We start from the raw sequence: 13,951 nt of genomic DNA on the forward strand, positions 1-13,951 counted from the left end.
GCGCGGTGGCATGACCTCGTCATCCCGCTACGTGTTAGCGGGATCTAGAGATACCGCGAATGAATCGCGGTATGACATAGGGAACCCTTTCTTGGGTTAGCTATAGATTTACTTCGCATATTCAGCTAATTTTTATTACAATTACAACAAAATAATTTTGGCTTTGATGAAAACTGTATATGTATGTCAATCCTGTGGTCACAGCACTGGTAGGTGGGTAGGGAAGTGTATTGCATGTGACAATTGGGATACAATTGTTGAGGAAATAGCAGTAAAAACGGGCAAAAGAAGTATATCTGCGCCAATTTTAATAAAGACGTTATCGGGTAGCGAAATTATCACTCCAAGTCGTTTTTTAACAGGAATAGAAGAATTAGATAGAGTTTTTGGTGGGGGTATCGTTCAAGGTGCTAGCATTTTAATTGGTGGCGAACCTGGAATTGGGAAATCTACCCTTTTGCTTAGAATTGCAGCTAATGTTGTGCAACTTTCCTCTTTTGAATGTCTTTATGTATCCGGCGAGGAATCTTTAGAGCAAGTGAGCCTCAGAGCAAAGCGTCTTAAGATAAATGAACCTAAAATTAAGCTTTTGTCTACAGTGTCTTTAACTGATGTAGTAGCAACAATAAAGGAAAACAAAAGTATTAAATTCTTAGTAATTGACTCTATACAAACAATGTATGATAGCAGAATTACATCAGCACCAGGAACTGTAACTCAGGTCCGCACTTGCGCACATGAATTAACCATTCTTGCGAAACAATATGGTATTTCCCTCTTAATAGTTGGCCATATAACTAAGGATGGACAAATAGCTGGACCTAAAACTTTGGAGCATATGGTAGATACGGTATTATATTTTGAAGGTGAAAATAGTAATCAATATCGCATTTTACGCACTATTAAAAATAGATTTGGCCCTGCAAATGAAATTGGTGTTTTTGAGATGTCTGAAGCAGGACTTGTGCCTGTTGATAACCCATCATCATTGTTTCTGATGGCCCATGACAGAGAAGTAGTTGGCAGCGCCGTATTTGCAGGAATTGAAGGTTCAAGACCAATTTTAATGGAAGTGCAAGCATTAATAGCAGGGACTAATATGGCAACCCCAAGAAGGGCAGTAGTTGGGTGGGATATTAATCGATTGGCTATGATCATTGCGGTGCTAAATGCTCGTTGCAAAATGTTTTTGCATGATAAAGAGGTATACCTAAACATTGCAGGGGGACTCAAAATACAGGAACCATCGGCTGATCTTGCTGTTGCTGCTTCCCTTATTTCAAGTGTAGTAAATTTACCGCTGCCAACTTCTTCAATAATCTGCGGTGAAGTTGCACTTTCAGGAGAAATTAGGAATGTCTCGCATGCTGATCTCAGACTAAAAGAAGCACAAAAGTTAGGATTCAAAAAAGCAATTATGCCTAAAAATGGTAATTACTCTTCTCACGATATTGAGATAATTAAGCTTGGTCACGTAAGGGAATTAAGAGAAATTTTTAATTACAATTAAATAACGCTTCAGCAAATTCTTTGCTAGTAAACTCCCTTAAGTCCTCTATATTTTCGCCAATTCCTATAGCATGTAACTTTATCTTATAAGCTTCTGCAAGTCCAATTACCACTCCGCCCTTAGCAGTGCCATCTAACTTTGTTACGATTAGCCCGGTAACATTAACCATTTTGCTAAATGCTTCTAATTGGCTATAAGCATTTTGGCCGGTAGTTGCATCAAGAACTAAAATAACGTCATGAGGGGCAGTGTCATCCAATTTCTTTATCGTTCTATATATTTTTGATAATTCCTCCATAAGGTTCACATTATTTTGCAGCCTTCCTGCTGTGTCAATTAGAACAACATCAACGCTATCTTTCATAGCTTGACTTACAGCTCTATATGCCACACTCGCAGAATCGCTACCGTACTCTCCAGTAACAATCAAGCAATCAGAACGTTCTGCCCAAATGTTTAATTGCTCACTAGCAGCAGCTCTAAATGTGTCGCATGCAACAAGCATAACGGATTTTCCCATTTCCTTATATTTATATGCAAGCTTACCTATAGTTGTGGTTTTACCGTTACCGTTTACTCCGCATACCATTATTATATGTGGTTTTTTATTTAAAATTAACGGCTGTACAACTGGGCTCAATATAGCTTCTATTTCGTTCATTAACTGCTGCGAGATAATATTATGTTCAACTTCCTTGTCAAACTTGATGCTTGTGAGCCTGTCAATAATCAACTTGGAAGTTTTATGACCAATATCCATGCTAATTAGCAATTCTTCTAGCTCATCTAAAAGCGACTGATCTAATTTTTTTTTGCCAGAAAAAATACTTTTCACTCCGTTGCTAAAGCGAGAAGAAGTTTTTAACAAGCCTTTATAAAGGTTACCAAATAAACTCAAGAGAATACTCCTTTTTAATTACAATATAGAGAATGACATGCACTACATGTATTTGTAAAGTAAATACACTCGTAACCCATATATTTTGTGAGTAAAATATACTGTTTGCTAGTGCATTTTTCTTTAGTTTTTAACCTAAATATGTTATAATGTAGAATAGCGGTTTACAGGTAATTTTATGAGTTATAATGAGAAAATTTTAGATCATTACGAAAATCCAAGGAATGTTGGCTCTCTGGATAAAAATGATCCAAGTGTTGGCACTGGTCTAGTTGGTGCACCATCGTGCGGTGATGTAATGAAATTGCAGATAAAGGTCAATGACAAAGGTGTTATTGAAGATGCAAAATTTAAAACTTTTGGTTGTGGTTCTGCCATTGCTTCAAGTTCCTTGTTAACAGAGATGATAAAGGGAAGAACCATCAGTGACGTTACACAGATAAAGAATACTCAAATAGTGGAAGAGTTGTCTTTACCTCCAGTGAAGATACACTGTTCGGTACTTGCTGAAGATGCTATAAAGGCTGCTATTCATGACTATCAAAGTAAACAAAAGAATTAAGAAGCTACGAACATGGGTGAATATCAAGAAGTAGGCGGAGGTGAAACTGTAAAAAAGAATAAAAAACTTATCACTATAACTGCGAAAGCAGTAGAAAGGATAAAGTATTTATTGGACCAAAAGAAGCATACTAACCTTGAGAAATCAGAAGAAGCAATAGGAATAAGAGTGCTAATTAAGCAAAAAGGATGTTCTGGTTTAAAATATGACATTGAATATGCGTATGATACTCGTCCTTTAGAGTCGATGATTGAGGAAAACTGCAGTGATGACCAAAAAGTTAAAGTGTTGATCGATCCAAAGTCCGTCATGTTTATTCTTGGCTCTGAAATGGATTATGTAGAAGAAAAATTTTCATCGGGTTTTGTTTTCAAAAATCCCAATGAAAAAGGAAAGTGTGGTTGTGGAGAGAGTTTTCATGTCTAGCAACTATTTTACATTGTTTGAAATCGAACCAGCTTTCAATATCAGCTTTGATGAGTTAGAGAAAAAATATATTGAGCTAAGCAAAACTGATATAAATGAAAGACAGTCCAAAAACATGGAAAATATCAACAAAGCTTATCAAGTGCTAAAGTCACCACTAGAACGTGCTGAGCATTTGTTGAATCTTTTTGGTGTGGCAAAGGATCATCCGAATTCTGAAATATTAAGTGAATCAATGGAAATAAGAGAGTATTTGCTGGACTGCGACGATCTACAATTTGCAAGCAGGATGATTGATGAAAAAATAAAAGATTGCGTTAAAAACCTAATTAACACTTTTGCTGTAAAGAATTTTGATAGAGCTGCTACACAAGTCTTAAGATTGAAATATTTATATAAGTCATTTGAGGAGGTGAAAAAAAATGCAACCAATTCAAATTTCTGAACCAAATTCAAATGAAGTAGTTTTTGGTATAGATCTTGGTACTACCAATTCTTTAATTGCCATGGTAAATAAAGCTGGCAATGTGGAGATATTTAAAGATAAGCAGGGAAGAGAGCTACTGCCTTCTGCTCTTTCATATGAAAATAATACATTGAAAACTGGCTACGATGTCGGTCAAAATGCAATCTACTCAATAAAGCGTTTAATGGGTAAAAGTGTTGAAGAATTAAATAAAGAAGGCGTCAATTTTGAAATAGATCATGAAAGCGAAAAAGTTATTAGAATAAAATGCGCAGAGGAAAAGTATCTTACTCCTGTTGAGATTTCTGCTGAGATATTAAAAGCTTTATGTGAGAGGGTAAAAAAGTCTAAGGGGCTGGAAGTAAAAAAAGCAGTGATTACTGTGCCAGCTTACTTTGACGATTCAGCACGTAACGCAACTAAATATGCGGCAAAATTAGCTGGCATAGAAGTTCTTCGCCTCGTTAACGAGCCAACCGCTGCAGCGCTTTCTTACTCCATTGAAAAGAACAATAGCAGTGGAATATATGCAGTTTATGACCTTGGTGGTGGAACATTTGATATTTCGATATTGAAATTGCATCAAGGAGTGTTTCAAGTCCTTGCGGTTGGTGGTGACACCAAACTCGGCGGTGATGATTTTGATCATTTGCTGAGTTCAATTGTGATTGATAAGTATAGAGAAAAGACGGCTAAGCAACTAAATTCCTTACTTATCGAATCACGCTCTGTGAAAGAGTACCTAAGCAATCACACTATAGGTATCTTCGAATTTAATGTTAACGGCAAGCCATTTGAGTGCGAAATTACCAGAGAAGAATTCGAGCAGGCAATCAGTTCTTTGGTCAATAAGACTATCAATATAGTCACTCGTACTATAAGTGATATAGATCTTAAAATTGATGATATAAAAGGAGTAATTTTAGTTGGTGGTGCAACTAGAACACCATTGGTTCAAAATTCACTAGTCAAACTCTTTGGAAATAAAGTACTAAATGACGTGGATCCAGATAAAGCAGTTGCCATTGGGGCAGCTCTGCAGGCTCATGATTTAACTTCGAGCTCAAAAGATAGGAATATTCTCCTGGATGTTCTACCTTTATCACTTGGCATAGAAACTATGGGAGGCATAGTTGAAAAAATCATACCAAGAAATACGCCACTACCAGTTTCAGAGATAAAAGAGTTTACAACTTATATTGATGGGCAAACAGCAATGAAAATTCATGTTTGTCAGGGAGAACGTGAAATGATAGAGGATAACAAATCTCTAGCGCAGTTTGAACTAAAAGGTATACCGCCACTGCCTGCAGGTTCTGCAAGAGTTGAAATAGAATTTACAGTTAACGTTGACGGAATCTTGACTGTTACTGCAAGAGAAAAAACTACTGGAATTGAGCAGACAGTTAAAGTAAATTCAAGTTTTGGCTTGAGTGAAGCTGATGTTCAAAATATGGTTAACCAGTCAATAAACAGTTTTGACGAAGATATGAAGGCTCGTTCCCTTGCAGGTGCTAAAATTAATGGAAATAAACTCATACACTTGGTTGAAAACAATAATAACCTTTCCACTGATCAAAAGTTGAAAAACCTATTACAAAATGCAAAAAACGCTTTACAAGGCAATGACTTGAATGAAATTAACAACACTATCGCCGAGTTAGAAAATTCTTCTTTAGAGTTGTGTGAATTAACAAATAGGTAGAAAAAGCTTACACAACCTTGTGCAATACCCTATTTAATCTCAAAGCAACAGGTAACCTGAAATTAAATGGTAACCAATCGACCTTTCCTAATTTAAATGATAAACCAACTATGCTTACACGCCCAATGATATTTTCCATTGGTACAAAACCAACTTCAGGAAACCTACTATCTAAAGAATTATTTCTATTGTCTCCCATAACGAAAAATTGATCGTTAGGTACATAATAAACCGGAGTGTTATATGATAGCTTATTAGAAATGTCATCTATCAAAATCTCATGTTCCTTGCCACTTAAAAGCGTTTCTATATATCTTGGTATGTTACGATTTGACTCATAATCAAAAAAACTTTCAATTTGCCTTCGCTCTACTTTCTGATCATTTAGGTATAATTCTCCCTCTATCATTTGCACTTTGTCACCTGGTGTTCCTATTACTCGCTTAACAAACCTGATGCTGTCATTTCTTGTGGGTTTGAAAACTACTATGTCGCCACGCTTTGGAGGGGTGTAAAAAATCCTGCCGCTAAAAATGTTTGGAGAAAATGGAAAGGAGTGTTTACTGTAACCGTATGAATATTTACTGGTAAAAATGTAATCCCCTTCAAGTAGGGTGCTTTTCATTGAACCAGAAGGTATATGAAATGGCTCGAATAAAAAACTACGTATTGACAGCGCAATCAACAGTAAAAAAAACAATGAAGATAAAAATCTTCCCGTTCTTATCACCCAGTTTTTGCTTAGTTCTTCCAACTTTTCCAACTTTGTTTTTCTTATAGATTAAGTTTATTATAATACATAAATTAAAAAATGGTAATATGAAATTTTACTTGTGAATGTTATTCCTCTATTCAAAACAATTTTGAAAAGGCGGTTCATTTCTTTCAACGGTGTCATCCAAGTAGCGTGACACATAACTGTACGAACATTGCAATTTGCAGGTGGCAGATGAAAGTAGCTGATGCACATCTGTACGAACATTTGCTTTTGTTAAGGTAATATGGTGTTATGAAAGTAGCTGACACTGGAATGGCTTTGTTGCATCGCTACTTATGAAAGGCTAACTATAGTTAGGATTATAAGCAACCTATTGAAAATCTTGTTTTTTTGCAATCAATCTGATCAAATTTAAGAATAGTAATTTGTTATTTATATTAATAAATTTAATTCTATTGAAAATAGCTAAAGCATTGAAATTCTTGAATTTTAGCCGGATTGGTAAATGGTAGTGAAATTTCTTTTACTCAAATTTAGGTATTCATTGACCGTTCTTGTTATAAATACCAGAATAATAAGCTACTGATATTCCCTATCTTTTTTATCTTTAATCCATCATAGCTAGCGATGCAACAAAGCCCACTGGAATCCAGGTTGTAACCGTTCACGGATTGTGAGAATGAATAAAGAACTAAGCAGTCGTAACTTTTGGAAGGGATTTTGGCCATTGAGACGTGATGTCAAAAATATCGACAACATTCTTTCCACAAATCTTTCTCCATGTTCCGACCAGGTGAAAAAGCTGTTTTTACGATAGCCGTCTAATTTGCCGTTCTGCAAGGTTGTTGATTGACTTCAGGCTTTCGTAAAAACTTCCACACCATATCCTCGGCCTTAACATCTTAATGGCCATTCTCAAACCATTTACAAGCCTTGTCATTTCATGCCCCCCTTTTTGCATTAGTTGTGTAGCATCTTTTAATATTAGCAAGGCCTATAATAGTGCAACACTGCCTTACGTATTGCCAATCCAAATTCTACTTGCTGTAAAATAACACAATCTGCTACATCGCTGCTAATCTCAATCCCTCTGTTTATTGGCCCTGGGTGCATAACAATCGCATCTGGTTTTGCGTATGATAGCTTTTGTGAATCAAGTCCATACAAATAAAAATATTCTTTCTCTGAAGAACTATTATTCATGCGCTCTTTCTGCAATCTCAAAAGCATAATTACGTCAGCATCCTTTATACCTTCAATTAATGAATAATGGACTGAATCTACTTCAGGAAAATGCTTACAAATCAAAGTTGGTGGTGCGACCAAGTTTATCTCTGCTCCAAACATTTTTAGCAATCTTATATTTGATCTTGCAACTCTACTGTGCAGAATATCTCCACATATCACAACTTTGAGGTCCTTTATTTGCTTTTTGTGATTGCTGATTACAAGATAGTCTGCAAGAGCTTGAGTTGGATGTTCACTACTTCCATCGCCTGCATTGATTAGCGAGCAGTTAACATACTTTGCCAGTGTATTAATGATACCACTACTTTTATGCCTGATTATTATGTAATCAGGATTCATTGCATTTAATGTTTTGATCATGTCTTTTAGATCTTCTCCCTTGTTAATAGAAGAAGATCTTATTGGCAAAGTTACAACATTTGCTCCAAGGCTTTTTGCTGCTATTTCAAAAGACGCAAGTGTACGCGTTGAATCTTCAAAGAATAAATTTATTACTGTCTTATTTTCCAAGATATGACTATTTGCAACTTCTTTTTTAAGGTACTGGTTGGCCAACTTAGTTATATTTTCTACATCATCGACTGTAAGGTCTGAGATGTTTAACAAATTCCTTCTCTTGTTCATAGTTTCCTTTTCAACTACTTGAACCTATTCTACTTTCTTATTACCTTTTTTCAATAGACTTCTTGTGCAGCAATTGTTTTGGTGAAAGAACGGAAAAAGATAGTAAAGTCAAAATTAAGTTAGAAGGAAGAAAAAGTTCAGCAAGTTAAGAGTAAGGTACATTAGCATAAATCTTTCATCCCAATGTTTAGTGGCACTGGAGATTACTTCCACTTACACTCATCCGCTATCATAACAGCCTCAAAAAGATGCCTCTCAAGTTCACTTAGAGGCAAATCACTTTGTGAATAATTTCCCCAAGATTTTAGTATATCGGAAGTTTCAACGCCTTCAATAATAGGATATTCTTGGTTTTTTTTAGCGTATAACTCTTGAGCCTGCTTGCTTACTAAAAATTCCAATAAGACTATAGCATTTTCCCTGTTTTTTGCGTTTTTTGTTACTGCTGCACCACTGATGTTTACCATTACACCGTGATCGTTGCGATTAGGAAAAAAAGCCCCTAGCTTGTCTGCAACATTCTTTTTATTTTCTGATGAAAGGATTCTCGCAAAGTAATAACTATTTACTATTGCAACATCTCCCTCACCAGCTGCTACGGCGTAAATTTGGTCTGTGTCACCACCACTTGGTTTTCTTGCCATATTGCTCACAATTCCGCTTACCCATTCTTTCGTCTTTTCAAAACCATTATTTGCAATCATAAAAGCAATTAACGATCTGTTATATGGACTTGTAGAAGAACGCACTAATATTTTTCCTTTCCATTTTTCATTTGCTAAATCTTCATAAGTACTTAAGTCCTTAGGGTCTACTGACTCTTTATTGTAAACCAATATCCTAGCTCTTTTTGTAAGACCAAACCAATAATCTTCACTGTCTCTAAATCTTGCAGGTATAACACTTTTTAAAACCTCTGAATCTACTTGAGATAAAAGTCCTCTTTTTTTTGCTAGAATTAAGTTGATTGCATCAGCAGTCAAAAATAAGTCAGCTTCACCACCGTTTTCCATTCGTGAAAGTAGCTGAGAATAATCATCAATGATGTAACGTACTTTAATACCTGTATTTTTCGTGAATTCATCAAACAAAGTACGTACTAATTCTTCTTTGCGCGATGAATAAACATTTACCACTTGTGAGTCATTAGTTCCGTCGTTTCTGTATAAATAAGTAATAACTATCAATATAATTGCTATTAAGGATGTGAATATAAAGGCTTTTTTCATATTGGATAAAAAATAACTTCTTTCAGTTAAAGTTACCAAGATGGTACAACTTTAGCAAGTGTAAAGTTCGTTAGATAAATCATAAAAACTTCCTTGACAAGCTTCGCCAGCCCCCTTATTATAACACTGAAGCTATTTATTTATCTTCGCAATCTCTGCAGCAGATTAAAATGACAAGAAAACTTGTATTTGGCGTACTATTGTTTAATTTTTTGCACTATGTGCACCGTATGTCTTTATAAAATTTCTAGGTTTTTACCTACATAAGCTGAAACGCGCTTATAAAGCGTTCAAGACATCACCCAACGTCAAATTTTAAAATAGAGAGTGTAATAACTAGCTACCACGGGTTTTCTTTGCCTTTTTTTTCTGCCTAGTAAATTTCTTAAACACTTGCGGTGTAGGTTAGTTGCAAGTTAAAAGCAGCTAAATCGCTCTTAATCAAGCGTTTTAGAATAAAAAAAACGCCGATATTTTAGTACATAGTAAATAGCCAACCACCACGGGGCTTCTTTTGCCTTTTTTTTCGTTTGGTAAATTTCTTAACATTTATAGCTAAACAACAACCGTCATCCCGCTGCTTGTTAGCGGGATCTATGTTAAGGTATGACGGTTCATGGTGGCATGACGATAAGCTCGTCATCCCGCTACGTGTTAGCGGGATCTAGAGATACCGCGAATGAATCGCGGTATGACGTAGAAGGATGATATCATCCCAGTGCTTGACACTGGGATCCAGTTTTCCATATAATCTCATCGAAAATGTTGTAACCACTTTCTATGCTAGTTTGCTTGCTCACAAGCAAACTTTCCTGGATCCAAGTAGTCAAGGCACTGGGATGACAGGAGAAGGAGGCTACTTTCATGACACCATTCTTTTTTCTGGATCCAAGTAGTCAAGGCACTGGGATGACACCCTTTTGGATGGAAAGCTACTTGCATGACATCATCATAAAGTAAACCAGTGTCAGCTACTCGGATGACACCCTCTTGGATGGAGACCAGTGTCAGCTACTTTCATGACAAGAAGAGGGTACTGGAATGACAAAGTGGAGGGTCTGCTTCTGTCATCCTATGATAGCTAAAAAGACCTGGATTCCAGCGTCACGCGCTGGAATGACATTGTAGGGTGTTATCCGAGTCCTTTTTTTCGTCATCCGAGGACCGTATGACGTCATCCAAGTAGCGTGACTACTTGGATCTAGCGCTGAATTACCAATCCGCAGAAATTGGAACATCTGCTTCGCCTGGAATCTCAAATCGCGGTTGTGACATTACTTCCCTTACAGCATTTTGAAATCCTGTATCACTAGCATTGACATTCATTGCAACGCTTGTTTTGAAATTGTCATTGCTTGTGAGTCTAGTAAATATTGCATCCTCTGATGGAATTAGCCCTCAACTGTTTAAGAACTGTTTTGCTGTTTGTTCAGTTCCAACATTATACTCTGCTTTATCTGTGCTAGCTATGGCGTCCCCCAATTTATCCACTAAAATTGATTTGTCGCCGTCTTGTGCAGGAAGTATAGCTTCCGCGAAAGCTTTCTTGTTTGCTGCATCTGTAAGGTTAGAAGCATCGATTTTAGCAAACGTAGTATCTGTAACAGTTTTAGTATAAACTTCATCAGCTGGAGCAGCTTTAATATATACCTTATTTGTAAAATCAGAAGAAACAGTTATAGCATCCACGACCTCTTTTTCTGCAGCTTTTGTTTTAAGCTCTGTAGCTTTAACAACTTTATCAGTGAGTTTGTCTAACATAGCATTTACACCAGCATCAGTTACGTTGTCACCAGCAACATTAACTTTGGTAGTGAGATCAGAAACTTTAGCAACTTTCTCGTTTGCTGAGAGCTTATCTAACATAGCTTTCACACCAGCTTCAGTTGCATTATCACCAAGAACGTTAACTTTAGTAATGAGATCTGGAACTTTAACAACTTTATCAGTGAGTTTGCCTAACATAGCATTTACACCAGCTTCCTCTACATTAGAACCATCAATTTTAGCAACTACGTTAGCTCCAGTAAGTTTGCTTAACATAGTAGTTACACCAGGATCAGTTGCATTGGAACCATTGACTTTAGCAACTACGTTATCTCCAGTAAGTCTGTCTAGCATAGCATTTACGCCATCTTCAGTTGCATTGTCACCGTTAGCTTTAACAACTTGGTTATTTCCTTTAAGTGTGCCTAGCATAGCAGTTACACCAGCTTCAGTTGCATTGGAACCATCAGTTTTAACAAATGCAGTATTTGCAGCAGTTTTAGTATAAACACCACTATTACCAACACCTGCTGCGAGCTTTTCTACTAAAGCATTTATAAAAGCACCGTCGTCTATGAGCTCTTGTTCTGTCTTAGCATTCAATTGATCACCTAACGCCATATCACACTCTCCGTTAATTATAAAAACCATAGCATGCATGAAAAAAGTATAATTTTCGTTAATGCTAGATTTTACATAAGTTTTTTTTGAGGTTTGTCGTTTCAGAATTCTTCTCTTGCTATCCCAGTCCCCTCTCCTGTCATCCGAGTAGCTGACACTGGGATCCAGTTTTCCATATAATCTCATCGAAAATGTTGTAACCACTTTCTATACTAGTTTGCTTGCTCACAAGCAAACTTTCCTGGATCCCAGTGGGCTTTGTTGCATAGCAACTGAAAAAATCTGGTGGCTACTGACAAAATTCATTATAAAATAGCCATTTAACCTTGAAAGAAAAAATATGCCACAAAAAATGAGGGTCAGTAACCATAGCGAATATAACAAATTTCTAGAAAAAAGAGGAAATATTTTTCATTATATCAACGAAGCCATAGAAAAGTGGTACGAGAATGGTCCAAAAATACCAGGTGGCAACAATATTTATAGCGATAAAGTTGTAATTTTGGTGCACATAATAACTTGTTTATTTAGAATAGGCCTGAGGCAAACAGTTGGGTTTATAGCAGGATACCTTGAGCAAATTGGGAAAAATTTGCAAGTTATCAGCTATTCACAATCATCAAGAAGGTTTAAGAAACTCAATATTAAGATCAATGATTGCAGAAAATAATATGGAAGATATCGAAATTGCTATAGACAGTACAGGAATTAGTATATACAACAACACTCCTGGTCATAGCAAAGAAAATAGCGAAGATAGAAAGTATCGCAGCTATGAACAGACAAGAAAATTGCATGTAATGTTGAATACAAACAGCAAAAAAGCCATAGCTGTAAAATACAGTAACGGCTGATCACTATGGAGCTTGTGATTTGCTAAAAGAAGTCGATTTTCAGTATGTCATAAAAGTACTATATGCAGATAGGGCATATGACAGAGAAAAGCTCTATAAGCTGTGTAATCAATATGGTATAAAAACGAAAATTCCTCCGAAAAACAACGCAGCAGAGCATCCAAAGTTAGACTATATGGCTGAGAGAAATTCTGCAGTCAAGCTCATAAAGTCATATGATGAAGATGGTATAAAGAAGTGGAAAAAAGAGATGAGTTATGGAAAAAGATCTTATATAGAAGGTTTTTTCTCGCGATTAAAAAAGACATTTGGATTTAGTTTTAGGAACAAATCTGAAATGAATCGTGAGAGGGAACTGCTACTCAAATGTTATTTGCTTAACAAATTTACTGAAATAGGCATGGCTAAATTTGAGATAGCTTCATAAATTTATTGTGCGTTACCTACTATTGTAAGTTAAAAATATGATATAAAGAAGATAAGAGGGAAGATAGTCCTATCTTTATAAGAAAATAGGGCTATCACGGGCGTGTGCGACCGACCAACTATTGGTATTACAACCGTTCGGATCAAGGTACACTAGCCCATCTCTCGATATGTTTGAATAGTTGTGTGGGACATAAATATGCCACTGCCATTAAGTTAAGGAAAAGTGTTAGAATGTATTATAAAATCGGGTAAGATCGCTGAATTAAAAGAAATAATGATATGAGTAAAAAAAAGAATAATTAAATTTATAAAAGATAAATTGATGAGTTTAAACTTTATTAACGCCCACAAAGCATCTCCAAAAGATTTCTCACGAAAAAGAAAGCTGCCTTTCATTGATGTATTTATTCTAATTTTCAGAAAGAGTGTAAAATCATTACAAGTAATGCTTAATGAGTTTGTCCTGCATACAAAAAGGATCACACAATCACAGCAAGTGCATTTACTCAAGCAAGAAAAAAGCTAAAGCACACTGCATTTTCAGAGCTAAATGATAGCATAATTTCCCTATACTACCAAGATCAAGGATTTAAAACCCACCATGGTTTCAGAGTACTTGCATTTGATGCTTCTACACTGATTCTACCAAAAAATGATGAGTTAATAAATGAATTTGGCTCAAGACCAATAAGAAATTATACCGAAAAAGAGCTTGGAGATTACACAAGTACAACCTTTGAAGTATGTTACGATGTATTAAACAATATCGCAATAAAATCAGTACTTGGCAGAGGCGGTAGCTATGAAGTTGCTTTAGCTATTGATATGCTTGATAGTGTAAAATCCAACGATTTGCTGATTTGTGATAGAGGGTATGTTTCTTATAGGTTTTTT

The 13,951-nt window shown here is 36.0% G+C and carries 11 protein-coding genes and 2 pseudogenes; 7 read left to right on the forward strand and 6 right to left on the reverse strand.

Features of this window, described 5'->3' with window-relative positions:
• The first annotated feature begins 166 nt into the window (after positions 1-166).
• On the forward strand, positions 167-1,510 hold the full coding sequence (gene radA / locus DEF52_RS04895; protein WP_151808023.1) for a DNA repair protein RadA: 1,344 nt from the start codon (positions 167-169) through the stop codon (positions 1,508-1,510).
• Here the strand turns inward: radA and ftsY are convergent.
• Positions 1,497-2,408 (reverse strand): signal recognition particle-docking protein FtsY, encoded by a 912-nt coding sequence (gene ftsY, locus DEF52_RS04900; RefSeq protein ID WP_151808024.1) that lies wholly within the window; start codon positions 2,406-2,408, stop codon positions 1,497-1,499. The two genes, radA and ftsY, sit on opposite strands and share 14 nt — an antisense overlap.
• A gap of 178 nt (positions 2,409-2,586) precedes the next feature.
• Here ftsY and iscU point away from each other — a divergent pair, with 178 nt between their 5' ends.
• Genes iscU through hscA form a run of 4 tightly spaced genes read left to right on the forward strand, consistent with a single transcriptional unit; the run spans position 2,587 to position 5,567 of the window.
• Entirely contained in the window at positions 2,587-2,970 is a 384-nt protein-coding gene (iscU, locus tag DEF52_RS04905) for a Fe-S cluster assembly scaffold IscU (RefSeq protein ID WP_151808025.1), read from the forward strand.
• 12 nt (positions 2,971-2,982) lie between these two features.
• Positions 2,983-3,396, forward strand: a complete 414-nt coding sequence (locus DEF52_RS04910; protein WP_151808026.1) for a HesB/IscA family protein — start codon at positions 2,983-2,985, stop codon at positions 3,394-3,396.
• Positions 3,389-3,841, forward strand: a complete 453-nt coding sequence (locus DEF52_RS04915; protein WP_151808030.1) for an iron-sulfur cluster co-chaperone HscB C-terminal domain-containing protein — start codon at positions 3,389-3,391, stop codon at positions 3,839-3,841. Before DEF52_RS04910 ends, DEF52_RS04915 begins: the two co-directional genes overlap by 8 nt.
• Positions 3,819-5,567 carry a Fe-S protein assembly chaperone HscA gene (gene hscA / locus DEF52_RS04920; RefSeq protein ID WP_151808027.1) on the forward strand — a complete coding sequence of 583 codons (1,749 nt, stop codon included), beginning with the start codon at positions 3,819-3,821 and terminating at the stop codon, positions 5,565-5,567. Before DEF52_RS04915 ends, hscA begins: the two co-directional genes overlap by 23 nt.
• Before the next feature lie 7 nt (positions 5,568-5,574).
• Here hscA and lepB read toward each other — a convergent pair whose 3' ends face one another.
• The 5 genes from lepB to DEF52_RS06630 form a co-directional block, all read right to left on the reverse strand.
• Positions 5,575-6,321 carry a signal peptidase I gene (gene lepB, locus DEF52_RS04925; RefSeq protein WP_151808028.1) on the reverse strand — a complete coding sequence of 249 codons (747 nt, stop codon included), beginning with the start codon at positions 6,319-6,321 and terminating at the stop codon, positions 5,575-5,577.
• A 948-nt stretch (positions 6,322-7,269) separates the two neighbouring features.
• Entirely contained in the window at positions 7,270-8,157 is an 888-nt protein-coding gene (locus DEF52_RS04930; protein WP_006280416.1) for an aspartate carbamoyltransferase catalytic subunit, read from the reverse strand.
• 203 nt (positions 8,158-8,360) lie between these two features.
• Positions 8,361-9,386: an extracellular solute-binding protein gene (locus tag DEF52_RS04935; RefSeq protein ID WP_151808029.1), complete on the reverse strand. Its 1,026-nt coding sequence runs from the start codon at positions 9,384-9,386 to the stop codon at positions 8,361-8,363.
• Between the two features lie 783 nt (positions 9,387-10,169).
• Positions 10,170-10,328 carry a hypothetical protein gene (locus DEF52_RS06625; RefSeq protein ID WP_237357361.1) on the reverse strand — a complete coding sequence of 53 codons (159 nt, stop codon included), beginning with the start codon at positions 10,326-10,328 and terminating at the stop codon, positions 10,170-10,172.
• Between the two features lie 456 nt (positions 10,329-10,784).
• Positions 10,785-11,960, reverse strand: coding sequence for a leucine-rich repeat domain-containing protein (locus DEF52_RS06630; protein ID WP_237357362.1), 1,176 nt, complete (start codon positions 11,958-11,960; stop codon positions 10,785-10,787).
• A gap of 154 nt (positions 11,961-12,114) precedes the next feature.
• On the opposite strand from DEF52_RS06630, the pseudogene DEF52_RS07070 reads away from it, so the two are divergent.
• Together DEF52_RS07070 and DEF52_RS04960 are read left to right on the forward strand one after the other, a co-directional pair.
• Positions 12,115-13,055: pseudogene (locus DEF52_RS07070) on the forward strand (IS5 family transposase).
• A gap of 324 nt (positions 13,056-13,379) precedes the next feature.
• Positions 13,380-13,951 (forward strand): annotated as a pseudogene (locus DEF52_RS04960) (transposase); the annotation flags it as partial.

This window comes from Wolbachia endosymbiont of Nasonia oneida, assembly GCF_009012935.1.
Taxonomy (GTDB): Bacteria; Pseudomonadota; Alphaproteobacteria; order Rickettsiales; family Anaplasmataceae; genus Wolbachia; species Wolbachia pipientis.

Bases quoted from the DNA above. Each gene is read 5' to 3' on its own strand.
- radA (WP_151808023.1), top strand. From the start codon at position 167: ATGAAAACTGTATATGTATGTCAATCCTGTGGTCACAGCACTGGTAGG.
- iscU (WP_151808025.1), top strand. From the start codon at position 2,587: ATGAGTTATAATGAGAAAATTTTAGATCATTACGAAAATCCAAGGAAT.
- DEF52_RS04910 (WP_151808026.1), top strand. From the start codon at position 2,983: ATGGGTGAATATCAAGAAGTAGGCGGAGGTGAAACTGTAAAAAAGAAT.
- DEF52_RS04915 (WP_151808030.1), top strand. From the start codon at position 3,389: ATGTCTAGCAACTATTTTACATTGTTTGAAATCGAACCAGCTTTCAAT.
- hscA (WP_151808027.1), top strand. From the start codon at position 3,819: ATGCAACCAATTCAAATTTCTGAACCAAATTCAAATGAAGTAGTTTTT.
- DEF52_RS04930 (WP_006280416.1), bottom strand. From the start codon at position 8,157: ATGAACAAGAGAAGGAATTTGTTAAACATCTCAGACCTTACAGTCGAT.
- DEF52_RS04935 (WP_151808029.1), bottom strand. From the start codon at position 9,386: ATGAAAAAAGCCTTTATATTCACATCCTTAATAGCAATTATATTGATA.
- DEF52_RS06625 (WP_237357361.1), bottom strand. From the start codon at position 10,328: ATGCAAGTAGCTTTCCATCCAAAAGGGTGTCATCCCAGTGCCTTGACT.
- DEF52_RS06630 (WP_237357362.1), bottom strand. From the start codon at position 11,960: ATGAGATTATATGGAAAACTGGATCCCAGTGTCAGCTACTCGGATGAC.